Genomic DNA, 25,997 nt, shown 5'->3' with positions numbered 1-25,997 from the left:
CTTTTTTTAATCTTTTTGGCAAATTAACGGCGACCAACGCCCATTAATACCGACATGGTTTGTCCATCAGAGGTGATATCGAACACTTTTTTCGCTTCAACATCGACAAAACCAGCGTTGCTCAATGCATTCTTGGAGCGGCTTAAGGTGAAACCGTCTTGCTCGGATTCTGCAACCCAATCAAAATGAACGAAGTAACCACCTTCATTTAGCAACGAATGAGCAATGTCTAACGATGATTCCACATCATCGACAAAAGCAAGGACAGAAGACGCAACCACAAGATCAAATTGTCCGCGGAAAGCAGGATGTTGCGCCACTAAACCTCGTGATAATGCATCTACGACTGGCTCAACGTTGAGTAACTCTTTTTTGTCGAGCTCTTCAATCATGGCTTCAGACGCATCTAACGCCACAATATCCTTAACAATGGGTGACAACAATTGGCTTAATTGTCCGGTGCCGCATCCAAAATCTAAAACTTTAATGCCATCAAGCTGAGTTAGCTGTTGTAACTGTGCAAACACCGACTGCGCAAATTGCTCTGTTGCTGGGTTCGATTCCCAGTTCTTTGCTAAGCCGTCCCAATCTTGTGCCATCGTGGCCTCCATGTTCACTTCTTATAGCCCACATATCACTATGTGACATCAAAATGCAGTTGGCGCATTTTGAAATTATTAGGCTATAGGGTACCGCAAAACCGCTAAAAGACCATAGACTTATCTGGCGAATTACTATTTTTTTCGATAATCTTTCACAGCTTTGGGAGCACATCTCTATCGTGCCCTACTTTATTGCAAATTCTTAATTGGTTGTGTCAAATCATGAACTTAACTCAGGTAGAAGCTTTCTGCACTATCGCAGAGTGTGGCTCAGTCTCCGAAGCTGCGCGGCAGTTAGACTGTAACCGCACCAAACTCAGCATGTCGATCAAGGCATTAGAAAAAGAGCTCGATGTTGAGTTGTTCACAAGAACAGGAAACCAACTGACGCTTTCGGAAGCGGGAAAAGCAATTTACAAAGATTGCGAGTATTTGTTGGTCACAGCTCAACGAATCAGAAAAACATGCGCGCAAATATCCGAAGGCTTCAACGCCGAAGTCTGGGTGGCGCGTGATGACTCACTGCCAGACGATTTGTGGCAAGAACTGTCTCACCGACTCAACAATCGATTCCCTTCTACAACGTTTAACCTCATCTTGGCCTCTAGTGGTGACTTGGCTAACTTAGTCAGTACTCATCAAGTCGATTTTGCGTTCGGTGTCGACTATGAACGCATTGATGACCCGCACATTGTTTACAAACCTCTGGGTAAAATCCGAATGATGTCGGTGTGTAGCGTTGATCATCGATTAAGTAAGATGCGTCGCGTATCCGATGAAGATCTACGCAGCCAAATGCAGGCTTTGATGGTTTACCTCAACGAGAAAGACAACCCAGGCTTACAGCCGTTCTCAACTCGATACATTGGCTTCTCAAGTTTCGATTACATGCTCAACACCATTTTGGAGGAAGACGCATGGGGTGTATTGCCAGAGCCGCTCATTCGCCACTACTTGCGCCAACAAAAACTTGCCGTCATCAAACACACTTACGGTTTGACTCAAGAAGACTACTGTATGTTTGCACCAAACGGTCAGATTGAACACCCAGCGATGACTTGGTTAGCAGATAAGTTAAGCGAATATTTATTTGACTTCTAAATAAAAGGCAGTGACTGTCAATATATTTGACACCGCAAAGTTGCATTAAGCCATTGTATTTAAAGAAAAATAATAAAACGGTCGCTTTCTCGTTTAATTTCCACTCAGTTTGTAGTTGCCTAAAATGCCTCAGAAGAGAAGAATAGTAAGGTATTAAAACCAAAAGGCATCTTTTATGTGTGACAGGACAAGCAAAAACGAAAACCGTATTCTAACCATTTCAGCCCTTTTAGCTTCTGGGTTTGCAGCTGGTGGTATGGTACTTGGCTTGCTTGTTGGGTCGATTGTCATCGTTTTTGACGGTGTATACTCGCTAGTCAGTTTACTGTTAACTTTATTGTCACTGGCGGCATCTTCCTACATCAGCAAACCATCAAAATCTGTATTTCCATTTGGTAAAGCGGTACTCGAACCTATCGTTATTGCGATTAAAGCGGCCGTGATTCTTGTTGTTGTGTGTTTTTCGCTTTACTCAGCGATCTCTGCATTGATGACGGGTGGTCGTGAGGTTGATACCTCAATCGCGACTATCTTTGGTCTCGTGAACGTTATCGGTTGTGGTTATGCTTGGTGGTTTATGTCGAAAAAAAGTCGTCGGTTCTCATCAGGTCTGATCGATGCGGAGAAAAAACAATGGCAAATGGATACGCTATTAAGCGTGGCAGTTACTGTTGGTTTTATCGCTGCATGGCTAGTATCTCTTACCCCATTCGCGCATTACGCAGTCTACGCGGACCCAATGATGATGCTACTTATGGGCTTCTACTTCCTAAAAGTACCATTTGATATGTTGTGTGGCGCATTGCGTGAGTTACTAATGATGACACCAAGCAAAGAACTTTGTCAGGTTGTTGGTAACGACGTTTTAGAAATTGAAAAAGTATCTGATCATCAGTTAAAACTGGCAGGCATTACGAAGGTTGGTCAAGAGCTTCGCGTGAACATTGATCTACACGTTGATGATGACATGATTGAACTCGACACTCTTGAACAAACTCGAAAACAGCTAACCACGCGTCTGTCGAAGCACAGATTCAAACTGCAACTGAACTTAAACGTAGCGAATTGTTAGAACACGAAACAAAAGTCAGGTATTTCTATCATAAAGCACGTAAATTGAGTGTTCAGTCTTTACGAAAATGAAAAAACCGCCAGTAACGGCGGTTTTTTCTTTGTGTTTCAAGCTAGATCATTGAAGTCAACTCGGCCAATTGCACGTTTTACATAATCGGTAATAATGCTTGGCGGAGAGGTGTCATCTAGATAAATTGGCACGTTCACCGCTCGGTAGCAAACGACATCAACAAGCTCATACTCCTCCACCAATCCTGTCGCTATAAGTCTATGAATCAGATTGAGGGTCGAGAATAGATTAAGCCCTGTTGTTTTGCATAAGTCTTCTGCATTTAGCCCGAAACGGTTGCCTTCATATAGCCTGCCAAATACCAGTTCTTTGTATAGATTAAAGGCTCTTTTTTTAAAGCTTTTCGTTTAAAGAAGCCAAACATATCTACTCCTTTTGTTGTTAAGTCAAAACTTTAAGGGATGGCGATTATCAATGCGACTTAATATGCAAAATTTGACATATATCACTTTTTTAATTTGCACATAATAGAAAAATTTGGTTGTGTGGAGAACGCAGTTTATTTGCATTTTTACTCGACATTAGAATTCCAAACTTCTGGAATAATCGCAATAAAAATGTGCAATAGATCACTGTTTTAGATAGGGAAAACGTGAAAAATCCTGCGCTGTCAGTTGGCCGTTGTCGGAATGCTCACCCATCCGATTAACGCTAACCATAATAAAAAATTGACTCCCAATATCTGTACATAATACTGGCTCTGTAAAACATTTTAAAAAAGTTTAAAAGGGGTGAGTATGAAGATTGCGGGAGTCAGCACTCCGCCAACACAGCCCGATGAACTAATTAAAGTATCTGAGGGAGGTCATTTTGGTACACATCATCAAATTAAGTGTTCGCGTCACGTTTATTAAACGACGTTGTGCTACTAGCGAGTGAAAAGGAACAGAACAATGATCATAAACTACGCCCTGACAACTGCTCCTTATTCAAATGATATTGAATCATGTATCAATGTAATGACAGCGAGTATGTTTGCTCTTGTCGACCAAGGAGAAGAGACCGAAGTCGCTACCTGTGACTTTTACATCGTAGATTTATCCAGAGCCTCGAGTACTATCAGCTGTCATAAATTATTGAACGTAAACGCCAGCATTGCCCACTTTATCCAAATTCTTGATGATGATTACTTGCTAAAAGAAAGCATCGCAAAACGTAACGAAACAATGCGTTGGGGTGTCTGTCCAGAACCAGATCGCCTCATTGTGATTCACGAACTAAAGGTAAAGAAAGAGCATCGAGGAAATAAGTATTCCAAAGCCTTAATTGAGGACTTTATTGAACGCTTTACATCGATTTACGACATCATTGGTCTAAAGGCACTTCCTTTAGAAGATCGCTCAGAGGAAAGCGTAGAAGCGCTTAAAAGCTATTACTCAAAGATAGGCTTTAAGGACGTTGGTATTGATGATTTGATGCTCTGGCCAGCGTTAGAAGAACCAAACTGGAACGAAGCCTAAGTTAGACATCGCATCTCATGATGCGACTTACCTTCCCACACCTATCTCAGTTTGGTGACTGATGCTTACTCTAAAAAAATGATTGGTGACCTGTCGATAACACGATGACGGCTCAAGTAGGCCTCCATCAACACCGACAAGAACCGGAGAAGCCACAAACCAGTCATTAATCACTCAGATAATGTGGCTTTAACCAGCAGCTTCTCGCTTCTCTTTTGTTACCAACCAACACAAGAGTGACCCAACTGTCACCATAACAACACCTTGCCAGAAACTATTGCTCAACGTAACACCAAGTATAAGCGACGAAAACAGCGCAGAGAAAATCGGCGTGAAGTAAGACAAAGTCGCCAAAAAGACCATGTTCCCGCCAACAATGGCGATGTTCCATAAGCCATAACCACCCGCCATCAACGCTGCCGATGCAAACAGATACCCAAGAGCTGACCATGAGAACGTCATTGTAGGCTCATCCGCAAATGCGTACTTCACCCAAAGCGAAACCGCAGTTGCGATAAAAAACAACGTGATCGCATTGTGCTTCGATTGTTGTCGCTGTGTGAGATTACAATAAACCGCCCAAATCACCGCGCCAGTGAACGCCATGAAGTACACCAGCGGATTGCTGCTTACGTTCGAGATGATTTGTGTCGGGGATAAACCGTTCTCGCCGCTCACCGTCCAAGCAACACCAATAAACGCGAGGATTACTGCTGGATACAACAGCCAACTTGGCTTTTTGTTGCTACCCAACACTGCAAACAATACAGTTAGCGCGGGCCATAAATAGTTGACGATAGATACCTCAATCGCTTGAGCTCGCGAATTCGAATACCCAAGAGCAAGCGCAAGAAAGATCTCATAGCAAACAAACATTGCGCCCCCAACTATCAGATACTTCGGAGAAAAGTAAGACAACTTTGGGATGCCCACCACAATCAACAAAAAGATTGAACTTAGCGAATACAACATCGCCGCCCCACCTACTGGCCCTAAACTTTCGGTTACGAGCCTTGCAATACCCAGTAAGCAACTCCAAGAGAGGATGGCAATACAGCCATAAAGTGTGAAGCGAAATTGCACGGATTTCATGTGACCTACTACTCACGAATGCCAAAGGAAACTTCAGCTTAACTCAAAAATGATCCGCTTCAACGTACTGTTTTATAAATTTCAGTATAAAAATGATTCTGTTATGCGTTTGGAGTCGATATGAAACACTTTCTACCATCGAGCGTCATGCTGACACCTTTTGTGGTCCGCTACTATGATGAAGAAGACGACGATCAAGAAATCGTCGAAACTAAGGCAAATGCTCAATCTCAATCCCCAAATATAAAAGAGCAACAAACGGAAATATCAGACTAAAGGAATCTTAAAATGAAAAAAGTCGCAGTTATTTTGAGTGGCTCAGGAGTTTATGATGGATCAGAGTTACATGAAGCCGTGCTAGCCCTGCACGCCATCGAAAAAGCTGGTGCTTCTTGGCATTGCTTCGCTCCAAACATTGATCAATTACACGTCATCAATCATCTCACTGGCGAAGAAATGGATGAGCCACGCAACGTGCTCGTTGAAGCGGCACGCATAGCGCGTGGAAACATTGAGGATGTGGCTAGACTGAACGTTGAAGACTTTGATGCGCTATTGTTACCAGGTGGCTTTGGTGCAGCAAAAAATCTGACTGACTTTGCCGTTTCTGGCGCGGAATGCTCGATTAATACACACGTTGCACAAGCTTGCCGTGCGTTCGCAAATGCCAACAAGCCTGCCGGTTACCTCTGCATTGCCCCTGTCATTATTCCTATGATTTACGAACATGGCGTAAAAGGCACAATAGGTAATGATGACGCAACCGCAGCTGCGTTTCACCAAATGGGTGGAGAGCACGTTGAATGTAACGTAGATGAGTATGTGTTTGACGAGAAACACAATGTGCTTTCTACGCCAGCTTACATGTTAGCGCAGAATATCTCACAAGCAGCTTCAGGAATCGATAAATTGGTATCAAAATTGGTCGAAATCGCCTAATTACTGATAGATAACTTAAAACTCAATTTTAAATCCCCATTGATAGATCGAATATCAATGGGGATTTTTTATACTTTAGTCTAATTGAGATATAAATCATCATCAGATTTCAATTTTTACCAATCGTTTGCGTCAATAGTTGCATATTTGGGCTACGTTGTATTTGTGTTGCACCTCCACACTGTGCAACAAGATCGCTGTCACAGTTTCCTCCTTTAAAGTACCCCTAAATGGGTAAACTTGCTCTGGATCAATTTCGTTCTAGAAAGGGGTGTGCGACAGTTAAATGGCAAATTATGAAAGATTATTAATAATAACAACGGAGCAATCCAATATGACAAGTGCATTTTTTATCCCTACGGTAAACCTAATGGGCGCTGGCTGCCTAAAAGACGCAGCAAACAGCATCCAATCTCAAGGCTTTAAGAAAGGTTTGATCGTTACGGATAAGATCCTTAACCAAATCGGCGTAGTAAAACAGGTTCAAGATCTTCTTACTGAACGCGGCGTAGCAACCGTTGTGTTCGATGGCACTCAACCAAACCCTACAATCACCAACGTTAATGATGGCTTAGCTCTTCTAAAAGAGAACGAATGTGACTTCGTAATTTCACTTGGTGGTGGCTCACCACACGATTGTGCAAAAGGCATCGCACTGGTTGCATCTAACGGCGGAAAAATCGGCGATTACGAAGGCGTGGATCAATCAGCAAAACCAATGCTGCCACTAATCGCAATCAACACCACAGCAGGTACTGCATCTGAAATGACCCGTTTCTGCATCATCACTGATGAAGAGCGTCACATTAAGATGGCAATCGTTGATAAACACACAACGCCTCTTATCTCTGTAAACGACCCAGAGCTAATGCTTGCTAAGCCAGCGTCTTTGACGGCAGCAACAGGTATGGACGCGCTAACTCACGCGATTGAAGCGTACGTATCTATCGCGGCAACACCAATTACTGACGCTGTTGCAATCAAAGCGATCGAGTTAATTCAAGCGCACCTACGCACCGCAGTGAAAAACGGCGAAAACCTAGAAGCTCGTGAGCAAATGGCATATGCACAGTTCATGGCTGGCATGGCGTTTAACAACGCATCTCTAGGCTACGTGCACGCTATGGCGCACCAGCTAGGTGGTTTCTACGACCTACCACACGGTGTATGTAACGCAATCTTGCTTCCTCACGTACAACGCTACAACGCGCAAGTATGTCCAGAGCGTCTACGTGATGTCGCAAAAGCGATGGGTGTGGATGTAGAAGGTATGTCGGCAGAGCAAGGTGCTGCGGCAGCGATCGACGCTATCGTTGCGCTAGCAAAAGACGTTGGTATTCCAGCTGGTATTAAAGAGCTTGGTGCGAAGCTAGAAGATATCCCAACACTAGCAGACAACGCATTAAAAGACGCGTGTGGTTTCACTAACCCGAAACAAGCAACTCACGAAGAGATTTCTGCAATCTTCGAAGCGGCAATGTAATCGCAGAAAGACAGATTCATCTCTAACACCTTAACTCAATCCCCGATCTGGTATCGGGGATTTTTATATTCATACACCGCTCGCTGCAGCTTGTCATCATTTGGGGATCTCGCCATTTAGTGTTAGCTTTTAAGCATCCACGCACTTCAACATGGAAGGACCCATGAGAAATGTAACCATCGCCCTGCTCGCTTGTTTATCTTTTTCACTTCATGCTGCGCAATACCAAACTGATGAGGTTGCCAATGGGTTTCAAGTCCCTTGGGGCATTGAATTTATCGATTCGCAACGCGTAGTAGTGAACGAGAAAAATGGCACCATTTCATTGCTCAATGTGATGACTGGTCAACGCCAAAAAATCCATACTGTTCAGAATGTTAACACCAGTGGACAAGCCGGTTTACTGGATGTCGCACTCGCCCCAAATACCGATAAGAAAAATCCATAGCTGTATTTCACCTACAGCAAACGAACCCAGAAAGGAAACACCGTCGCACTTGCCACCGCAACGCTAAATGGCGAGCAACTAACAGGCTGGAAAGATCTCTTCATCGCCGATGCCATCACCGATACTGGCCGACATTTTGGCAGTCGAATCGCGTTTATTGATGGCAAGATCTACTTCACGATTGGCGATCGAGGTGAACGAGACAACGGGCAAAATACTCAAACACACGCAGGCTCAATACTACGCTTGAATCTAGACGGCACGGTGCCAACAGATAACCCTTTTACTTCCTCTAAGGCAAAGCCTGAAATCTGGAGTTTCGGGCATCGCAATCCACAAGGTTTGTTCTACGACAAAGAGACAGATCAACTTTGGTCGATTGAACATGGGCCGCGTGGAGGTGACGAAATTAACCTAATTAAAAAAGGGGCGAACTACGGTTGGGCAAGAGTCTCACAAGGGAAAGAATATTGGGGCCCACTTGATGTGGGTGAAGCGAAGTCACTGCCAGGAATGGAAGACCCCAAATTGGTTTACATTCCCTCTATCGCTCCAAGCAATATGGTGCTCTATCGCGGGGATAAATACTCAGAACTTGACGGCAAAATATTAGTTGGAGCGTTAAAGCTCACTCATATCAATGTCGTCAGCATTAACGATGGCAAGCTTACAGAATCACAACGCTTACTGGAAAAGCTTGAAGAACGAATCAGAGATATAACGATAAGCCCCGATGGCTATATCTACTTTTCTACCGACAGCGGCAAAATCTTCCGCTTAACCGAGCAATAAGAACTGTGCAACGCTTTTTCGATTTGTGATGCATCAGTGATTTATTTTCGTACAACTTCGCCAGAAGACTCTAAACTTAACAATAACCTTTTGTTTTTATAACGATAGTTTGGTTAAGTTGTACGAGGCCACTATGATTCCCTTCCCACTAGAACTTGAAAGAATAAAAGCCGTCATTTTCGATTTAGACAACACGCTCGTCAGTTCAGATATGAACTTTCAAGATCTTCGTCAGCAACTCGGTTGCCCTCAAACAGAAGATTTATTGGATTTCGTAGAGCGCATCGATCACCCGCATCACAAAGAGCATGCACATAATGTCATTTTTGACCACGAGATTTCCGATGCTGAACAATCTAGCCCGATGATTGGCTGTCATGAATTGCTGAACTACTTGGAGAAAAAAACGATTAAAACCGCCATCGTGACGCGAAACTGCCTAATTGCAACACAAAGAAAATTGGAACATAACCAAATCACCGTTGAGCAAGTGATCACGCGTGAATGTTATCCACCAAAACCCGATCCTTTATCGCTACAAGTACTCGCCAAGGAGTGGCGTTTGATGCCAAATGAAGTGCTGTATGTCGGTGACTTCCTTTACGATTTACAAGCTGCGTACAATGCACAAATGCCGTCTTGTTTGGTGCATCACGGCATCACCGAACAATTTCAAAATTCGGCATCACTTGCGGTGAGAGAACTGTCCGATTTGCTGGCGTACTTTGAATCAGCGCACTGCTCCCTTTGTCCGAAAAGCTCAACGAATTAGATTGCCAATTCACAGAGACAAAAAAAGGAGCACTCATGTGCTCCTTTGGCTTATTCCCGAATCGTATGTAAATGTTTGTACTTAGCCTTGTAAGTAAGCGTTTAGCATCCACATCAGTTTTTCTTGCTCACGGATGTAATCACCCATCAGTGCCGCAGTACCTTCATCGTCTGCTTCACCAGCGTTTTGTAAAATCTCACGCTGCTTAACAAGCAGAACACCAAAACCATCAACCAAGCCTTTCACGCACTCTTCCCCCGCTGTCGCGTTTTGATGCTCTTTGATTTCGCTTGATTCTAAGTAATGACTAAACGCGTGTGCTGGTGTGTAACCCAACGTTAAGATACGTTCTGCAAGTTCATCAATTTTGGTTTGGAGATCTGTGTAGATCTCTTCAAATTTTACATGCAATTCAAAGAACTGATGGCCTTTGATGTTCCAGTGATAACCGCGTGTGTTCATGTACAGCACTTGGTAGTGGGCAAGTAGCTGATTCAGTTGTTGTGCTAGTTGTTCTGATTGTTGACGATCTAGACCAATTAAGCTTACTTGTTTGCTCATAATCTTGCTCCTTGGAGAGTAAAGTTTAAAAATTCTTTTGCAGTGTTTGCTGCCGATGGAGTCATATTAGATCTGAGCGGTGAGGAAGGAAATTTGGTTTTAGCTATAGCTTTAATAACTAAACTCAATGAGCAATTAGGTTATGTGAGTAGTAGAATAGTCGAAACCCTCGACCATTGTATTTCTTCATGGTCGAGGGGCATTCATTGGGGGTCTAAGCCGTTTTAAACATGGCCATTTGTTGATTCAACTCGGTGACTTGTTGCTTCACTTGCAACGACGTCTCAGAAGCATGCTGACTGTTACTCGCCACCATTTCGACCGACTGCGTAATGCCTGCCATTAACCCATTTATGGATTGCGTTGCGTGAGATTGCTGCTCGGCAGCAGCGGCCAATTCTACCATTTGCTCGTTTAGAGAACCGATCTGCTCTGTCGTTGAAACCAATCTCGTTACGGCATTATCGATGTGTTCAGCACCTTGCTCTGCCAACGACTGGCTGTGTTCAATTTCCTGAACCACCGTGTGAGTTGAACGTTGAATTGCGTTAATAATACCGTTGATTTCTGTCGTCGATTGCGTGGTTCTTGTCGCCAACATGCGCACTTCATCGGCAACCACAGCAAAACCTCGCCCTTGTTCACCAGCTCTCGCCGCTTCAATTGCCGCATTGAGTGCCAGCAAATTAGTCTGTTCTGCTAACCCTTCAATCACTTCCGTCACGCGGCCAATTGCTTCGCTCTCTTTGCTTAACTGCGTAACTTGGGTGCTGGCGCTTTCTATGCTGCTGTGTAAGCTTTCCATGGTCGCTTTATTTTTCTCAAGTGCGTCACGACCTTGTTCTATCTCATCTTTTGAATCTGACAACTTTTGCACCGATTGATTAGCTTGATCCAACGTATTGCTCGCGGCAAAGGCAATCTCTTCGAGTTGACGCCCCATTTCTGAGATATTGGACTGTTGTTGCTCTACGTTATTGGAAGTCACTTGTGCCGATTCGAGAAGCGCACCCATGCTGGTGTCCACTTGGTTCGCTTTGCCATTTACACCTGCAACAATGCCTGCCAGTGACTCGTTCATGCGATTGATAGAGCTCGTAAGGTCAGCCAGCTCATCCTTGCCGACAACGTTCAATGGCGGTTGAGAAACATCGCCAGAGGCTATAATCTTCGCTCGTTCTGATAATCGCTGGACTCTGCGTCCAATGGTATTTCCCATGTATTTTGAAATCGCAATCGCCGCAATCACGACCAGTAATGCTGCCACCAGCATCGACGTAAGCACATTTTTGATTGATTGACTGATGCCAACACCGCTTTGATCCGCTTTAGCTTGCTGAGCCAACACAATCGTTTCTAGGCTTTGATTTAACGCGTTTGCCGCGGGTAACAACTCATTTGCCATTAGCAAATTTGCTTTGTTCCATTCATCTGATTGACGCAGCGTAATCACTTGATCAGCCAAGGGGAAATACATCTGTTGCATCTCTTTAAACAATGACCATAGTGATTGGTCGTTGTCTGACAACATATCCAGTTTAGCGTCGATTTCTGCGACCGATTGGTTGTGGAATTTGATCAGGTCTTGATACTTCTCCAGATGTGTTTGCTGTCCGTACAACAGGAAATCACGCAGTGCCGAGAGAGCATTAGCTAGAGAAGTGTAACTGTCCGCGTAGACTTTAAATAAGCGCTTACGCTCACCGCCCATTTCATTGCCTGACTCTTCATTAATTAGGCTTTGAATTTGGTCGAGCGCGACTTCAGCAATGGGTGCAGCTTCGTTAATAAACAGATTATGCGCTGGCAGATTTTCCGCGCTGTGGCTCAACTCAATAAGCTGAGAAAGTGACACTTTCATCGCTTCCCATTGCTGATGAATCGACTGGAAATCTGACTCCGAAATCAGAGCTTGTAAGGTTGGCAATGCATCGTCCGTTGATGCCATGATACTTTGCACTTCCTGACTCAAACGCAAACCTTCGGCTTCATCACTTCCCAATAACATGTACGCTCGGATTGAAGACAACGAAGCTTGAACCGATTGCTGAATTCCACGACTGGTATCAACAGTCGGCAAATCGGAACTCAATAATGATGATGCATGCTGTTCAACTATGTTTATATTACGATAAGTGAAAATCGCAGATGCGATAAATACGACGGCTAACAGCACGAAACTGAGCTGCAACTTCCCTGATATTGTAAGGTTCATCCATAAACTCCTGACAACGATGAGCCTTAAATATAACGACATTTGCGCAAATGTTAAATCAATGTATCAAAATGCATTTAAAAACGAGGCATTCTTCGCCATTGATAAACGTATTCAGAGACAACGACTGGTCACATGGCAAAGCTAGAAGCTGTATCGAATATTCGCAAACAACAAAGTGGCTGGTGTTTCGCCAAACAAACTGTCTCCACTGCCTGAAAAACGTTGTAATACAGTGAGCAGTTGCCAGTCGGTAGCTAAAGAATAATTACTTGATAAGCCTGCAAAGTAAGAACCATCGTCATAGTAGCTGGCTGACAGTGTGAAACGATTCAATGCGGTTAAATCAAAACTCACATCGGCATAGAAGGTATTTTTAGTAAAGCTCAGGGTTTTAGCGTTCAGCGGCAAGTTGAGATAGGCAAGCGCGCTGTTGGCATCTTGAGGTTTCGAGATAAACAGCCAAGCCCCTCTTGTCATCCAGTTACGAACACCACCAAAACTGTAATCCGCTTCTAAGCTCGCTACAGTGTTATTCCGCGTTGGCTCACCTTGATATTCAGCGTCTATTGAATCAAACCAAGTTAACTCACCTCGCAGCCCTGCATCGTAAACATCGGTCGCAAATCCAGCTCCAAGAATGTAATCCATCCGTGCTCGACCTGCGATAATTTGATAATCCCACCCAGAAACATTTGAAAAATAACGCAGCGAAGCGCTGTTTTGTCCAGATTCTTGTGAAGGAGAAAACACCAAATCTAAACCGTCAGCAAAACCAAGTTTTTTGCTGACCATAATGGCATCGGTGCCCGCTCTCTCTTCATAATCAAAGTCATAAATCGAGTACGCGTTATAAACGTCATTAGGGTTCCAGATGGTATTCATGGACCAGTTAATACGAAAACGCCCGACACTGGCACTCCAATCGTCGCTCTTCCAGCTCACATACAATCGGTCAAATTGAGAATTCAGAATAACGTCGTCTTCGCGCCAGTTTTTGCTCAAATCAAAGTAGCCATTGTCTAGCGCGACAAGTTCGGGATATTGAGGAATGTCTAACGCATCGCCCCACAAAGCTCGGTTTCGCAAGCCAACATTAACACGCCAGTTTGGAGAAAAACGGTATTCAAAATTCAGACGATTGTGCAGCAGATGATCGAACGAGTTACTTTGATCATCTGGCATGCTGTATGTCGCCATATACTTAATATAACCATCAAAATCCCAAGATTTTTGAGGTTGTAAACCAGGGATATTGGCAACAGCACAAAAGCTGAAAAAGCCAAGCAAGGAAAAGCTTAACGCCTGACTAACCACCATCATCCATGGCGGAGAAAAACGAATGTGTAAGCCGCTACGCATGAAACTTCTCTGCCGTGCTACCGATGTTGGCGAAATCTCTCGCGAGGCGTCCGTCTTCAAACACAATAATACGATGGGCTCGTTTGATGACCCTCGGGTCGTGAGTCGAGAAAATAAATGTCGTGCCCTCTTGTTCGCTCAGTTGCTCCATGATGTCGAGTAACTCCGAAGTACTCTTCGCGTCTAAGTTGGCGGTCGGTTCATCTGCCATGACAAAGCGAGGCTTAGGTGCAAGTGCCCGTGCGACAGCGACTCTTTGCTGCTGGCCACCCGACATTTTGCTCGGACGCTTGTGCATCTGCTGAGCTAAACCAACTTGCTCAAGGAGAGACATGGCACGCTCTCGGCATTCTCGTTCCGTTTTGCCTTGTAACTGCATCACAAACTCGACGTTTTCCAACGCGGTCAAAACAGGAAGAAGACTGTAGTCTTGGAAGATAAAACCAATATTGTCTCGTCGATAGGCGATCAGCTCTTTCTCCGACATCTCTGAAATTAAACACCCATCGATTTCAACGCTGCCTGAAGTTGGAGCATCAATGCCGCCAAGCATATTGAGCAATGTTGTTTTACCCGAGCCAGAAGGCCCCATGATGGCGACAAATTCTCCTTGTTTTATTTCTAAATCAACGTGTTGTACCGCATGCACAGGGAAGTCGCTGTCTGGATTATAAGTTTTCGTCAGTCGCTCAAGTTTAATTGTCATCAGGTCTTCTCCCCCATGGCATCAGCCGGTCGATGCTTGAGAATTTGTCGTGCGGGATACAGAGCCGCAAACAGACTGGCCATAAAAATCGCCAAAATGATCATTTGATATTCGTAAAACGAAACGCGAGGATAAAGCAGAGTATCGACGCCGTATGCACCTAAACCATCGGCGAGCCCTCCAAGCGACAATCCCGTCACACTGAGAAGCTTTATCATGGCAGCGCTGCCAAATAACCCTAAAGCACATCCCGTCAAACCAAGGAACATGGTTTCCAACGTGATCAAAATACGAATTTTGTGTTGCTGCATACCCACTGCCATCAGCACGCCGAATTCTCTGGTTCGTTCAAACACCGACATAAGCATGATATTGATGATGCCAAGCGTCATAGCCAACACGAACACCACCAGCATGACTTGGTTGGAGATATCCATCGAGCTCATCATAGTTGAAAGCAGGGGTTGAATTTCTAGCCATGTTCTTACCGTTAACGGCTTTCCTGAACCATCGTCGGTCAAGGTTCGGGTAAACGACACGATATTTTGCAACACGTCGTCATCATTGGCGTTGAGCAAAATGGCGATTTCATGCGCCCCTGCTATCCCTGCAATTTTCTCTAGGTCAGCTTTACGGACGTACACGTTGCCGTCATCAAAGGTCGTGGACGGTGTTTTGAAGATGCCTTTCACTCTAAACGCAGCGCCAGAGACATCCCCATTGATATCGGAAAGCGTCAGAATGACTTTTGAACCGACCCGTAGCTTCAATCTTTTCGCCGTCTTTTGCGATACAAGAATTGGATTCCGGCCCTCTTCATCCAACCAATAACCATCGATGATATGCTCAGAAAGCGGCGTTATCTTCTGCTCTTGTTCAAGATGAATACCATTAATACGAATACCGCGAGAACTTCGAGCAGAAGCTATCATGCCATCGGCGAGAAACCGCTCCGATACGGCTTTCACGCTTTGATGCTTGTCTAACGTTGTCACGATGCTTTGCGAGTCAGGTATGATGTCTTTCAGTTCAGGATTAACGAGATACGCACTTTGATGAATCTGCAAATGGCTGGTTTGCCAAGCAATCGCATTTTTGATCATGCTGTCCACTAAACCATTCATAAATCCGATCATGGCGACAACACCCATCAAACCAAACACCATCGCGCCAAGCATGATGGACGTTCTTAATTTGTTCCGCCAAAGATTACGCCAAGCCAATTTAATCAACATGCGCGCCCCCTTTCAGCCCACTGGCGATAGGTAAACGAAGAAGACGAATCATCGGGTAGACAAGGCACAAGGATAAGATGATGAGAACCACGATAATTTGGTTAAGCAGCAAGTGAGGATCGAGAGAAACTGGCACAATGGGCTCAAAACCACTTTCCAACATGACTTGAGCAGCTTCGCCAGTAATTTCAATGGGATTAAAATAGAAGTAGCCAAGCACAGGTGCACTGACGATCAAACCCAAAACAATGCCAATAATGGCGATGAAAAGCGATTCAATTGAAATTAAACCAATCAACTTGCTCCTGAGCATCCCAGTGGCCAACATCACGGCAAATTCACGCTGGCGTTCTAACGTCGTCATCAAAATGGTCGCGAATAGACCAAAACCAACGATTCCATACAGAATGTAGATGAGGAAGATCCCGCCAGCTTTGTCTAATGCGATTTGTTGAGAAAGCTCCGGCGATAACTCCTGCCAGCCTTTTACGGCGACGCTATTGCCGTAATCTCGCTTTAATTGCTCAATCACACTGGGCAATACGCGTAAATTTGAAGTATTGAGCACCCATGCCGTCACTTGTTTATCAAGTGAATACAATGTCTGAGCTGTATCGAGAGGCATATAAACCAATTGGGAATCCAACTGCTGTAACGGAAAATGCAAAATTCCAGCGACACGATACAACCCCGCAGCCGTCTGACCACGATACCCAGCGCCATACAACACCAACTCATCGCCAATCTTCAAACGAAGATACTGCGCTAAACCGCCACCAACCAAAACCGCATTTTGCCCAGAGGCGATAAACTCACCTTGAACCAATTTGTCACTAATGTGGGAGTACGCATTTTCCGATTCAGGATCAACGCCTAGAACCATGACACCTTTCGAACGCTCCCCTTTCGCCGCCAAGGCAAAAGATTCAACACGCGGAAGAATGACATCGATATTCGAGTTTGCTTTAGATGCAGAAATAAAGGCATCGGTTTGAGGAAGCACATCATCAATGCTAGATGAGTCGCCAAACTCAGGGTTTTGCAATTGAATAAGCCCAGTATAAAACTTTGCTGCGTTTTTGATGTTGGAACTGTAGCTACCTTCTTGGAAGGCTCTGGTGAGTAAGGAAAGAAAAAGCACTAGCGCGAGAGCAGTGGCCGTCAGTAACGTCCGCCTTTTTTGCCGCCATAAATTGCGCCATGCAAGTTTGATGAGCATCCGCTTCTCACCCCTCTCTTTTGTTCGTCTCTACCGCAAGTTAATCACGCAGGGATTTCATTTGCTGCTGCGAGAAAAAGTCATCATTTATATCGAAGTCAAACTGCGCCTGATGCGTGGTAAAAATGGTTTTATTCCCCGGTTTATCGACGGGTTTCATCTCCATTCGCGTCGCTATCTTTCTACCGCCTAACTCTTTAACGTCGTAAGTCGTCAACACATTCACTCGTTCATCGAACTCATCATAAAATTCCACTTTGCGTTGCAAATACGTCGACTGAGAAATCCACAACGTAACTTTGTTCCAAACAACAGGCGCATCAGGTTTAGCCGTCGCTTCAATGACCCAGACTTTATCCCCCTCAAAGCTGTCATTGCCGAGTAAAGCGTGTTGATAATCCACAACGATTGATGATTGGTTGATCAGATCATCATTAGTAAAATCTGACCCCATCCAAGATTGGCTCAACATAGAAGGCGCGATTTTAATTACGCGCTCAATACTCGGCACCCAATTCCACATTTCTCTATGACGCTTTAGCGATGCGCTGCCTTTATCTTTGGCTGGCGCAGTTACCAACACGAGCGACAACTCCGTGCCTTTTGTCCAACTTTTCATCGTCATAGAGCGTGTCCAATCAGGACGAACGATCTCCATGGTTGCCTCGCTATAACTGGATTTCCCCCTCATTGCTTGGTCTGATTTTTGGACAATATCGAAAGCACTTTCGGCATACGAAAGTGAAGTGAAGAGCAGGAAAAACAGAGCGGCGACAGCTTTTGGCATAACTTTCCTCTAAGTCTTTTAGCTAATCTCAGAAACGAAAAGCGGCAATAAAAACTTGAAATTCAATTGAGTATAGCAAGAGGAAAAATCGAAATAGCGATTCACTACGCAAAAACTTAAGGCACCTGACGAAGAAGAGGCTCAACTTTGCTTTTATCGATCACTTTGAACATCGCGCAGTTTTTACCATTCATTTTGCCGCAGTACATGAGTTGGTCGGCTTCGTGCAAGTTTATGATGCCTTTGAACTCGCGATAATAGGCGCAACCCAAACTCACGCTGACATGGATCGCTTGCCCATTGAGTAAAACAGGTCGATCGTAAACACAGCTGCAAATCGCCTTTGCAAGCGTTTCAGCTTCTTTTTCAGATAGAGAGGCAGTCACCAACGCAAATTCCTCACCACCGATTCGCGCTAAGGTTATTCGTTCGTCAGTCAGCGATTTTGCCGTGTCGGCAACAGCGACAATCGCTTGGTCACCGATTAAATGGCCGTATTTGTCGTTTATCGATTTAAAGTCATCAATATCAAACACCATCACGGTTACGTTTTTTTGCAATGAACTCAGCGTTGCCAATCGCTCGATCAAATGCCTGCGATTATAAAGTTTGGTGAGCGGATCCGTCAGCGTCAGTTCAAGCAGTTGCTGATTTGCTAAGGTGAGCTGCTTTGTTCGTAGAGTCACCATTCGCTTAAGGGCGAAGATATGGTAAAGCGTGGCAATAACCATGATGAAAATGGCAATTGGCAACAGGTAAATGGGATATACCGTTTTGACTAAACTCCAACGATTGAGGATCCGTTCTTTGTCTGAGTCGATGATTTTTTCAAAGTCGTGGGAGATTTTCGTTACTGGAATCGAACTGTGCTGGCCTGTCGCAATGCGCAGATCTTTGCTGTACAGATTGAGGGTAGGCACAAACATGCCTGCATCTGGTGTTGTCGCCATGTGGAAGTTAGCCACTTGCAAATCGGCGACAAAGTACAAGATATTTTTCTCGACGGCAGCTCGGATCATCGCATCGTTATTTACATATTCCACTAGCGATGCTCTTGGGTAGTTGGCACGCACAAATTCCGCTTCATAGCTGCCTTTTACCAAGCCAATAGGAAGCTCTACCTCTCCAGTAAGCACGCCCTTAATATCAACGGCTAGCATATCTTTATTGACGTACAACTTGGTTTGAATAGGCATGATAACCGCACCAAAATCAAGGTACTTATCGCGAGCCTCAGAGTAAATCAGACCAGCGTGAACATCCGCACGCCCCTCCTTAACTGCACGCAAAGACTCTTCCCAATCGAGCAGTAGGAACTCAACACGAACGTGATTTCTTTCGGCATACTCTCGCCAGAAGTCAATCAGAATGCCTTTGGGTTCACCATCTTGTGAGACATATGAGAACGGCTTCCAAGCCTTAGAATTGGTGACAATCAATGTATCGACTTTAGTTTGGTGAGCGAAACTGTACGAACACATGGCAAGCCATAGTAATAACAACGAAGTACACGCCCTGGTGCACTTGTAACCATAAGTACTAAAACTTGTTGATGCCATACCCACTACTCACCAGTCTTTTTTTTTGAAAACAATGTCTGCTGTTTGATTCGAATAAAGATATAGCAGACCTATCAATAACGAAATGAGATGCTTATTGATATGAATCTAAATTAGTACTTTTTAATACAAATTTGGTACTTTTTTGTTATTCTTACTTTGAACACGAAGTCACTAATTTGTTTATATGCACTTCATTAATAAGCTCAATTGAACAATTTCTTAAAAAGAAATTTTCTATACATCTTCTGAAGAAGTGACCTTCCACCCCTTTGTTTTGCATACAGTTATTTCCCAAACGCGAATCAAAGCCATCAAACATTCGCCAAAAACGCGACAAAATTGACTCTGCTGCCATTTGCTTTATGCACATGTACGCCTAAATTTACATACTGACAACTTTATTTACAAATACTTACATCGAACAAATAGCGAAAACTAAATTCTTGAAAAGCTCATTTAGAAAAGGAATTCAAAATGTTTGGCTTGCGAACTCAAAACCAAGAAGCAGAAAGTGAATACAACCGCTTCATCAAAGGCTTATCCGATAGTATGGCAATGATTGAGTTTGATACGAGAGGTATCATTCTCAATGCGAATGATTTATTTCTTTCTTGTGTCGGATACACACGAGAAGCGATTGTTGGAAAACATCATTCGATTTTCTGTGACCGAGGCTATGTTCAATCCCCTCGATACCAACAATTTTGGGATGACTTAAAAGTGGGTAAGCATAAGCGCGGTACGTTTGAGCGTCTAACCTCACAACGTGAAAGACTGGTACTTGAAGCCAGTTACTTTCCCATTGAATCTGAACACGGACAAATTGAAAAAGTAGTCAAGATCGCGTCAGACGTGACACAACAGAGGCTAGAATCAGAGCAAAAAGAAGCCATTTTGAATGCGTTAGATCTGTCTCTAGCCACGATTGAGTTCGACCGTGAAGGATACATTCTGACCGCCAACCAAAACTTCTTAAAAACCTTGGGATACGAGTTGAGCGATGTTCAAGGAAAACATCACAAACTATTTTGCTTTAACGATTTTTACCAAGAAAATCCCGGCTTTTGGAAAGATCTCGCCGCCGGCCAGTTTAAGTCCGGACAATTTTTAAGGCGTTCAGCCTCAGGTGACAAAGTGTACATTGAAGCCACTTACAACCCCATCTACGATCCGTTGGGCAACGTCATCAAAGTCGTCAAATTTGCATCTGACATCACTGATAAAGTTCAAAGGGATTTAAACATCTCTCAAGCGATAGCCGACTCTTCTTTTATCGCGAGAAATGCCAGCGAAGAAGCCACATCAAACGTCTGCGGCGCAGAACATTCTCTGAATGAGTTTCGCACCATGATTGAAGAAGTACTGAGTGCCGTCACCGCTTGTGACGATAAAGTTCAAGAGCTATTTAAAACCTCGCAGCAAGTCACTGAAATCGTCAAAGTGATCGACAGCATCGCCTCACAAACCAATCTCCTAGCTCTAAACGCAGCGATTGAAGCAGCTAGAGCTGGTGAACATGGACGAGGATTTACAGTGGTTGCGGATGAAGTGAGAACTTTAGCAACTCGAACCAGCACGTCGATTGATGAAATCAACCACGTAGTTCTGAGCAACCAATCCCTAACGACCGAAACTCGCTCATTTATCGAGATCATCAACCAAGGCTTTCTCAGTTCGATGTCGAAACTATTGGAAGTGGACGAGTTTATGAAATCAATCGATGAAGGTTCACACCTAACAGTTGAGTCGATCAGCGCGCTGAGAGCTATCGTCAATCAGGATACGCATCTCCATGTGAATTCAGCATCAAATGGTTAGCGCAAACTTGACAGCTAAGTATTGATTTTTATGAGCAATAGGCCTGAACAGAAACTTTTCGGTCAAACAATTCTTTGACTCTGAGCATGAAAAAAGCCCTATTCAAAATCCACTTTGGTGAGAACTTTGAATAGGGCTCTTTGCCTCGGTGCTTCATTTTGCGGTTGAAGCTGCCTTTACCTTTTTTCGCTTTGACGACTCGGGTTCTGAACAACTGACTGGTAACAACTGCCTTTAGCGCATTGTCTTTAATCTCGCCTCTGCCGAATTCGGTGTCTTTGTTAAATTCATTCGGCTGAGGATTACATTTTGCTTTTGCCATAAATCCTCCTTAATGGTCGAACCAGATTGGACAATAATTATATAAAGAAGTCAAATTTGTAGAATTCCTCGTATTTTATGCTTAAAAACTTCACTTCTACGTCATTTATTTGAAATTTAATCAAAAACATGCCGGTTAAATAGTGACTAAATACAAATATTTCTCCATAAAGCACTAATATATGTTGACTCCTACAGGATTTAACCTAGACTCAAACACGGCTAGAAAGAAAGTTCTTTGTTTTCACATTTCGTTGGATTTCTTGTAACTCCGTCGTCCTGTGGTACGCAATAGCAATTTATTTTTCCACGCTATAAGCGCCGTTGAGGCGAAAGATTACACAAATTTAGATATTTAGGAAATAGACATGTCTAACACAGCTACTGGCACAGTTAAGTGGTTCAACGAAACTAAAGGCTTCGGTTTCATCCAACAAGAAAACGGTCCTGACGTATTTGCTCACTTCTCTGCAATCACTGGTGACGGCTTCCGTACTCTAGTTGAAGGCCAGAAAGTAGAATTTGTTATCTCTCAAGGTCAAAAAGGCCCTCAAGCAGAGCAAATCAAAGTACTTTAATTCTTAAAGAATTTGATATGATAGCCAGCTTTTAAGCTGGCTATTTTTTTGCCCAAAGCAAATTTTCGCCCATAAAAACGATATAAACCCATGGCTCTAAAACCAACCATTTATAAATTTCGTATCGCTCTTTCCGATATGAATAACGATTACTACGATTCCAAGAACCTTACTATCGCTCTGCATCCCTCTGAAAAACCTCAACGCATGCTGGCTCGTATCTTGGCTTTCTGCCTCAATGCCCAAAAAGACTTGGAATTTACCAAAGGCCTCTCAACCACGGAAGAGCCAGATTTATGGCATGTTGCAGATGACCAAAGCATCACGCATTGGATTGAGATCGGCGAACCCGAACCAGATCGAATCAAAAAAGCCTCTCGCCTTGCCAAGCAGGTCAAGGTCTATACGTACAATACTAAAGCACCGGTGTGGTGGGAGAAAATGTCAGGTAAGTTTTCAATGCTTCCAGTAAGCGTAGAAAGCTTTGACTACGACGCTATCGATATGATTTGTCAGCACCTTGACCGTGGTACAAACCTTTCTGTTATGATTACCGGCACCTCTATTTTTGTTGATGTGAACGATCAACACGTCGAAGTAACAGTGAAGGAACTGCAAAGTCATGACGCCCCTTAGTGAACTGATTAAACAAATGGGAATCAAAAAGATTCCCTTCGTTGATGAGCATAAAGCCGCCAAGAAGCGTTGGTTGAAAGAACAAGCTCCGTTGTTTGCACGCGTATGTGAAAACAAGCCAGCAACGAATCCAGTACTTCACCTACTCGGGCTCCTGACGAAATCCCATATCGAAGCAAGTGCGTTGTATGAACAACACGCTCATTCGACACAGCAAATGCAAAAGGTCTTGGCAGATACGCTTGGGGATGAGCAGGCAGACAAATTCACCAATCAATCGGCAGAAGATCTTGTTCTGATCACCCATTTGTGGCTCTTCACTCAAGGCTATCTGAACATGGATTTTAGCTTAGCGCACGATCACGCGGAGCAGACGCAAAACACATTACAGCACGAACTTGTGATTAAACGTATTGATGTTGACGCGTTCAGAACAGAGCTAATGCAAAGCTTCTATTTAGGTAAAGAGGCAAACTCAACAACATCAAATGGCTTTTTCGGCTGGTTGAAGCGACTCTTTTCCTCATAAAATACATGGTTTTATCAATCCGAAACAACTGATAGACTGCGTCTCCAATGCAACAAGCATCATGTTTGCATTGTTAAGGACATTCATCCACTGAGCATCAAGGGATCATTATGAAGTTTATCCGTTGGATTTTAGGCAAAGTCATTTTATTGCTGAACGCTGTCTTTTCTCCTCGTGGCATCAAACGCACTAACGAAGCACAGAGCAACGTCGATGACAAAGCAAAGCAATACGCGTTATATCAGTTTGAAGCTTGCCCTTTTTGCGTCAAAGTACGACGTGCGATGAAACGACAATCCGTTAATATCGAATTACGTGATGCGAAGAATGACCCAACTCACCGCGCTGAACTTGAACAAGGTGGCGGTCGCGTGAAAGTGCCTTGTCTTCGTATCGAAAAAGATGGCAAAACGCAATGGCTTTATGAGTCATCAGACATTGTCGCTTATCTTGAAAAAGAATTTGCCTAGTTCCCCCTAAGAACATTGGCGGATGTAAAAGAGGCACCATTTGGTGCCTCTTTTCTATTTTGATGTTTTTGCTTCGAAACCGACTGGCGGCCTACTCATCGACAATCAGCATCAACTCAACACGTCGGTTACACGCTTTACCGCTTGATGTAGCATTGCTACATTGCGGCACATATTCGCCGAATCCGCGAGAGAAAACGCGCTGACGCGGAATGCTACTCGCTAGCATTTGTTTTTCTACTTCACGAGCTCGTTTTTCGGAGAGCGTATCATTGAAACTCGCCGCACCAGTGCTATCAGCATGGCCATCAATCACCACATCCACATCGGTTCTGCCTGCTAAATAGTGCCCCAGCTTTCGTAACCAATCTTGTGAGTTTGACGACAATTGCGCCGACCCCGTCTGAAAATGCACTTGCTCTTTTAAACGAATCATAAGGTGACCACCACTGATCGTCTCATGCGGGATATTGTGTCTATCCAAGAACATTTCTAGTGAGGTCACGTTGTTAGACTTTTTTTCGGCCGCCCTCGCCGTCTGATTAACACGTGGAGCCGTCGAAACGTGAGATGCACTCGCATACCCCCACTCAGGGTGTCTCAGCTCGGTGTTTGTTTTTGGGGCTGTATCCAACATATTCCCACCCGGAACCATGTCTGGATTAAGGCTGCTACACCCACTAAGAATGCCACAGACAATGAAAAACCAATGCTTCATACCGTTACCAACGTAGAAAGAATTCTTGTTCACTATGTCGACGAAAAATACATATTCTTTAGTGTTTTTCGTTGTTTGATTGTTTTATAAGCACCGTTCGTGCCATTCTCAGTTCGAGCTTGTCGCCTAAGCTGCGAAACAGTAAACATCCAATTTGCTAACACCATGTCACTATTCGGTTATATCCACACCAATCTGTTACTAATCGTCTCACTTTATTGTTATTTAATGGTTTTAGTCGCTATCGTTAACCGATAAACTACCGTAAATTTCTCATTCAGAGCGTTGTTATGTTTAAAACTATCTCAAAAGGCGTCGCTTTATTTGCCGCTATTGCGGCTCTGTCAGCATGTGACAGCGGCAATAGTCAGCCACAACAAGGTAAGCAATACGAAGTGTTGCCTGTTTCTCTTCAAGAATACAATCTAGCGCCACTAACCGAAGCTTTTGCCCTAACTTGCGGCCATTGTCGTTCAATGGAAGAGTTTGTCCCTCAAATTGAATCGCTAACAGAGCAAAAAGTTGAAAAGATGCACGTGACTTTCAATGAAAGTGCTCAGATCAGTGCAATTATCTTCTACACTGCTGTTATGCAGCTCGACGCAACACCAGATAAAGCATTCATGGCTGATTTATTTGCAGCGGTTCAAATGGGCGCAGATGCAACAGCAGAAGAGCGTCAACAAGCGGTAGAGAAAGCTTTTGAATCTCGTAACTTGATCAGCCCATACCATCTTGATGAAGCTCAACAAGAAAAACTGTTTGAATACATCACTAAAGCTGAATCCATCACTACTCGTGGCCAAATCAATTCTGTGCCAGCGTTTATCGTAAACGGTAAGTACCAAGTGATTACTGGCGGCCATGACAGCGTTGAGGCAATGGCAGAAACTATTAACTATTTGCTCAAGCAACCTAAATAGACAAGGAGTCAATGTGTCTAAATTTTTGTTTCCTATCATTATTTTTGTTTTAGCTGCATTTTTCATTTACCGCACTTGGACAAACCACAAAGTGGCAGATGAGAACTTTGCAAAAGGCCAAGCTTTCCTATTAGAAAATGCGAAAAAAGAAGGCGTGATCACGACAGAGAGCGGGCTTCAATACTTAGTACTAGAAAAAGGTACAGGTGACGTTCACCCAACCGCAACAAGTAAAGTGAAAGTGCACTACCACGGCACGCTTATCGATGGCACTGTTTTCGATAGTTCTGTAAATCGTGGCGAGCCAATTACATTTGGTTTGAACCAAGTAATTAAAGGCTGGCAAGAAGGTCTTCAATACATGGTTGTGGGCGAGAAAATCCGTCTATTTGTTCCGAGCACACTTGGCTACGGCAAAAATGGAACGGGTCCAATTCCACCTGCAAGTGTTTTGATTTTTGATGTTGAGTTGTTAGAGATTCAGTAATCTCCCCTCTAGTACAATAAAAAACGCCGCAATTTTC

26 protein-coding genes and 1 pseudogene are annotated in these 25,997 nt (G+C 43.9%); 15 read left to right on the top strand and 12 right to left on the bottom strand.

What is annotated here, in order from left to right:
* Window positions 1-23: 23 nt before the first annotated feature.
* Window positions 24-599, bottom strand: coding sequence for a class I SAM-dependent methyltransferase (locus ACF8EG_RS22840; RefSeq protein WP_069505831.1), 576 nt, complete (start codon window positions 597-599; stop codon window positions 24-26).
* Between the two features lie 225 nt (window positions 600-824).
* Between ACF8EG_RS22840 and ACF8EG_RS22835 the strand changes: the two genes are divergently transcribed.
* From ACF8EG_RS22835 to ACF8EG_RS22825, 3 genes are all read left to right on the top strand, one after another.
* Window positions 825-1,703, top strand: a complete 879-nt coding sequence (locus ACF8EG_RS22835; RefSeq protein WP_005461877.1) for a LysR family transcriptional regulator — start codon at window positions 825-827, stop codon at window positions 1,701-1,703.
* Window positions 1,704-1,878: 175 nt separating this feature from the next.
* Window positions 1,879-2,775: a cation diffusion facilitator family transporter gene (locus ACF8EG_RS22830; protein ID WP_069505829.1), complete on the top strand. Its 897-nt coding sequence runs from the start codon at window positions 1,879-1,881 to the stop codon at window positions 2,773-2,775.
* A gap of 965 nt (window positions 2,776-3,740) precedes the next feature.
* The gene (locus ACF8EG_RS22825) at window positions 3,741-4,307 is read left to right on the top strand and encodes a hypothetical protein (RefSeq protein WP_031813204.1); all 567 of its coding nucleotides are present in this window, start codon (window positions 3,741-3,743) and stop codon (window positions 4,305-4,307) included.
* A 189-nt stretch (window positions 4,308-4,496) separates the two neighbouring features.
* On the opposite strand, the gene yddG is transcribed toward ACF8EG_RS22825, so the two are convergent.
* Window positions 4,497-5,399 carry an aromatic amino acid DMT transporter YddG gene (gene yddG, locus ACF8EG_RS22820; protein WP_020842293.1) on the bottom strand — a complete coding sequence of 301 codons (903 nt, stop codon included), beginning with the start codon at window positions 5,397-5,399 and terminating at the stop codon, window positions 4,497-4,499.
* A 120-nt stretch (window positions 5,400-5,519) separates the two neighbouring features.
* Here yddG and ACF8EG_RS22815 point away from each other — a divergent pair, with 120 nt between their 5' ends.
* The 5 genes and pseudogenes from ACF8EG_RS22815 to ACF8EG_RS22795 all read left to right on the top strand — a co-directional run bounded on the left by ACF8EG_RS22815 (window position 5,520) and on the right by ACF8EG_RS22795 (window position 9,833).
* Window positions 5,520-5,675 (top strand): hypothetical protein, encoded by a 156-nt coding sequence (locus ACF8EG_RS22815; protein WP_020842294.1) that lies wholly within the window; start codon window positions 5,520-5,522, stop codon window positions 5,673-5,675.
* A 12-nt stretch (window positions 5,676-5,687) separates the two neighbouring features.
* Complete coding sequence (gene elbB / locus ACF8EG_RS22810) at window positions 5,688-6,338, top strand: isoprenoid biosynthesis glyoxalase ElbB (RefSeq protein WP_020842295.1); 651 nt, start codon at window positions 5,688-5,690, stop codon at window positions 6,336-6,338.
* Between the two features lie 334 nt (window positions 6,339-6,672).
* Window positions 6,673-7,821 (top strand): L-threonine dehydrogenase, encoded by a 1,149-nt coding sequence (yiaY, locus tag ACF8EG_RS22805; RefSeq protein ID WP_005461954.1) that lies wholly within the window; start codon window positions 6,673-6,675, stop codon window positions 7,819-7,821.
* 163 nt (window positions 7,822-7,984) lie between these two features.
* Window positions 7,985-9,061 (top strand): annotated as a pseudogene (locus tag ACF8EG_RS22800) (PQQ-dependent sugar dehydrogenase).
* A gap of 133 nt (window positions 9,062-9,194) precedes the next feature.
* Entirely contained in the window at window positions 9,195-9,833 is a 639-nt protein-coding gene (locus tag ACF8EG_RS22795) for an HAD family hydrolase (protein ID WP_069505827.1), read from the top strand.
* Between the two features lie 81 nt (window positions 9,834-9,914).
* Here the strand turns inward: ACF8EG_RS22795 and ACF8EG_RS22790 are convergent, their stop codons facing one another.
* From ACF8EG_RS22790 to ACF8EG_RS22755, 8 genes are all read right to left on the bottom strand, one after another.
* A complete protein-coding gene (locus ACF8EG_RS22790) occupies window positions 9,915-10,394 on the bottom strand; it encodes a Dps family protein (RefSeq protein WP_005461991.1) in 480 nt (159 codons plus the stop codon).
* A gap of 214 nt (window positions 10,395-10,608) precedes the next feature.
* Window positions 10,609-12,609, bottom strand: coding sequence for a methyl-accepting chemotaxis protein (locus ACF8EG_RS22785; RefSeq protein WP_031850534.1), 2,001 nt, complete (start codon window positions 12,607-12,609; stop codon window positions 10,609-10,611).
* A 144-nt stretch (window positions 12,610-12,753) separates the two neighbouring features.
* Window positions 12,754-13,971: a hypothetical protein gene (locus tag ACF8EG_RS22780; protein WP_069505825.1), complete on the bottom strand. Its 1,218-nt coding sequence runs from the start codon at window positions 13,969-13,971 to the stop codon at window positions 12,754-12,756.
* On the bottom strand, window positions 13,964-14,677 hold the full coding sequence (locus ACF8EG_RS22775) for an ABC transporter ATP-binding protein (protein WP_005482754.1): 714 nt from the start codon (window positions 14,675-14,677) through the stop codon (window positions 13,964-13,966). The genes ACF8EG_RS22780 and ACF8EG_RS22775 overlap by 8 nt, the downstream gene beginning before the upstream one ends.
* A complete protein-coding gene (locus ACF8EG_RS22770; RefSeq protein WP_069505823.1) occupies window positions 14,677-15,912 on the bottom strand; it encodes an FtsX-like permease family protein in 1,236 nt (411 codons plus the stop codon). Before ACF8EG_RS22770 ends, ACF8EG_RS22775 begins: the two co-directional genes overlap by 1 nt.
* On the bottom strand, window positions 15,902-17,131 hold the full coding sequence (locus ACF8EG_RS22765) for an ABC transporter permease (RefSeq protein WP_025526138.1): 1,230 nt from the start codon (window positions 17,129-17,131) through the stop codon (window positions 15,902-15,904). Before ACF8EG_RS22765 ends, ACF8EG_RS22770 begins: the two co-directional genes overlap by 11 nt.
* Window positions 17,132-17,171: 40 nt before the next feature.
* Window positions 17,172-17,918: an outer membrane lipoprotein-sorting protein gene (locus tag ACF8EG_RS22760; RefSeq protein WP_005487829.1), complete on the bottom strand. Its 747-nt coding sequence runs from the start codon at window positions 17,916-17,918 to the stop codon at window positions 17,172-17,174.
* A gap of 116 nt (window positions 17,919-18,034) precedes the next feature.
* Complete coding sequence (locus tag ACF8EG_RS22755; RefSeq protein WP_069505821.1) at window positions 18,035-19,477, bottom strand: diguanylate cyclase domain-containing protein; 1,443 nt, start codon at window positions 19,475-19,477, stop codon at window positions 18,035-18,037.
* A gap of 477 nt (window positions 19,478-19,954) precedes the next feature.
* On the opposite strand from ACF8EG_RS22755, the gene ACF8EG_RS22750 reads away from it, so the two are divergent.
* Window positions 19,955-21,298, top strand: coding sequence for a PAS domain-containing methyl-accepting chemotaxis protein (locus ACF8EG_RS22750; protein WP_065769646.1), 1,344 nt, complete (start codon window positions 19,955-19,957; stop codon window positions 21,296-21,298).
* A gap of 28 nt (window positions 21,299-21,326) precedes the next feature.
* Here ACF8EG_RS22750 and ACF8EG_RS22745 read toward each other — a convergent pair whose 3' ends face one another.
* Window positions 21,327-21,620, bottom strand: coding sequence for an alternative ribosome-rescue factor A (locus ACF8EG_RS22745; RefSeq protein WP_005498401.1), 294 nt, complete (start codon window positions 21,618-21,620; stop codon window positions 21,327-21,329).
* Window positions 21,621-21,987: 367 nt separating this feature from the next.
* Between ACF8EG_RS22745 and ACF8EG_RS22740 the strand changes: the two genes are divergently transcribed.
* From ACF8EG_RS22740 to ACF8EG_RS22725, 4 genes are all read left to right on the top strand, one after another.
* Window positions 21,988-22,197 (top strand): cold-shock protein, encoded by a 210-nt coding sequence (locus ACF8EG_RS22740; RefSeq protein WP_005375625.1) that lies wholly within the window; start codon window positions 21,988-21,990, stop codon window positions 22,195-22,197.
* 90 nt (window positions 22,198-22,287) lie between these two features.
* Complete coding sequence (locus ACF8EG_RS22735) at window positions 22,288-22,833, top strand: YaeQ family protein (RefSeq protein ID WP_005482675.1); 546 nt, start codon at window positions 22,288-22,290, stop codon at window positions 22,831-22,833.
* Window positions 22,820-23,362, top strand: coding sequence for a hypothetical protein (locus ACF8EG_RS22730; protein WP_069505819.1), 543 nt, complete (start codon window positions 22,820-22,822; stop codon window positions 23,360-23,362). The genes ACF8EG_RS22735 and ACF8EG_RS22730 overlap by 14 nt, the downstream gene beginning before the upstream one ends.
* A 110-nt stretch (window positions 23,363-23,472) precedes the next feature.
* Window positions 23,473-23,832 (top strand): glutaredoxin, encoded by a 360-nt coding sequence (locus ACF8EG_RS22725; RefSeq protein ID WP_020842304.1) that lies wholly within the window; start codon window positions 23,473-23,475, stop codon window positions 23,830-23,832.
* Between the two features lie 91 nt (window positions 23,833-23,923).
* On the opposite strand, the gene ACF8EG_RS22720 is transcribed toward ACF8EG_RS22725, so the two are convergent.
* Window positions 23,924-24,550 carry an OmpA family protein gene (locus ACF8EG_RS22720; RefSeq protein WP_069506022.1) on the bottom strand — a complete coding sequence of 209 codons (627 nt, stop codon included), beginning with the start codon at window positions 24,548-24,550 and terminating at the stop codon, window positions 23,924-23,926.
* Window positions 24,551-24,840: 290 nt separating this feature from the next.
* Here ACF8EG_RS22720 and ACF8EG_RS22715 point away from each other — a divergent pair, with 290 nt between their 5' ends.
* Both ACF8EG_RS22715 and ACF8EG_RS22710 read left to right on the top strand, forming a co-directional pair.
* Complete coding sequence (locus ACF8EG_RS22715; protein WP_005482658.1) at window positions 24,841-25,473, top strand: thiol:disulfide interchange protein DsbA/DsbL; 633 nt, start codon at window positions 24,841-24,843, stop codon at window positions 25,471-25,473.
* Window positions 25,474-25,486: 13 nt separating this feature from the next.
* A complete protein-coding gene (locus ACF8EG_RS22710; protein ID WP_005461979.1) occupies window positions 25,487-25,960 on the top strand; it encodes an FKBP-type peptidyl-prolyl cis-trans isomerase in 474 nt (157 codons plus the stop codon).
* Window positions 25,961-25,997: the final 37 nt, after the last annotated feature.

The organism is Vibrio sp. YQ_11 (genome assembly GCF_043103065.1).
Classification (GTDB): Bacteria; Pseudomonadota; Gammaproteobacteria; order Enterobacterales; family Vibrionaceae; genus Vibrio; species Vibrio parahaemolyticus.
This window is presented reverse-complemented; position numbering and strand designations above follow the sequence as displayed.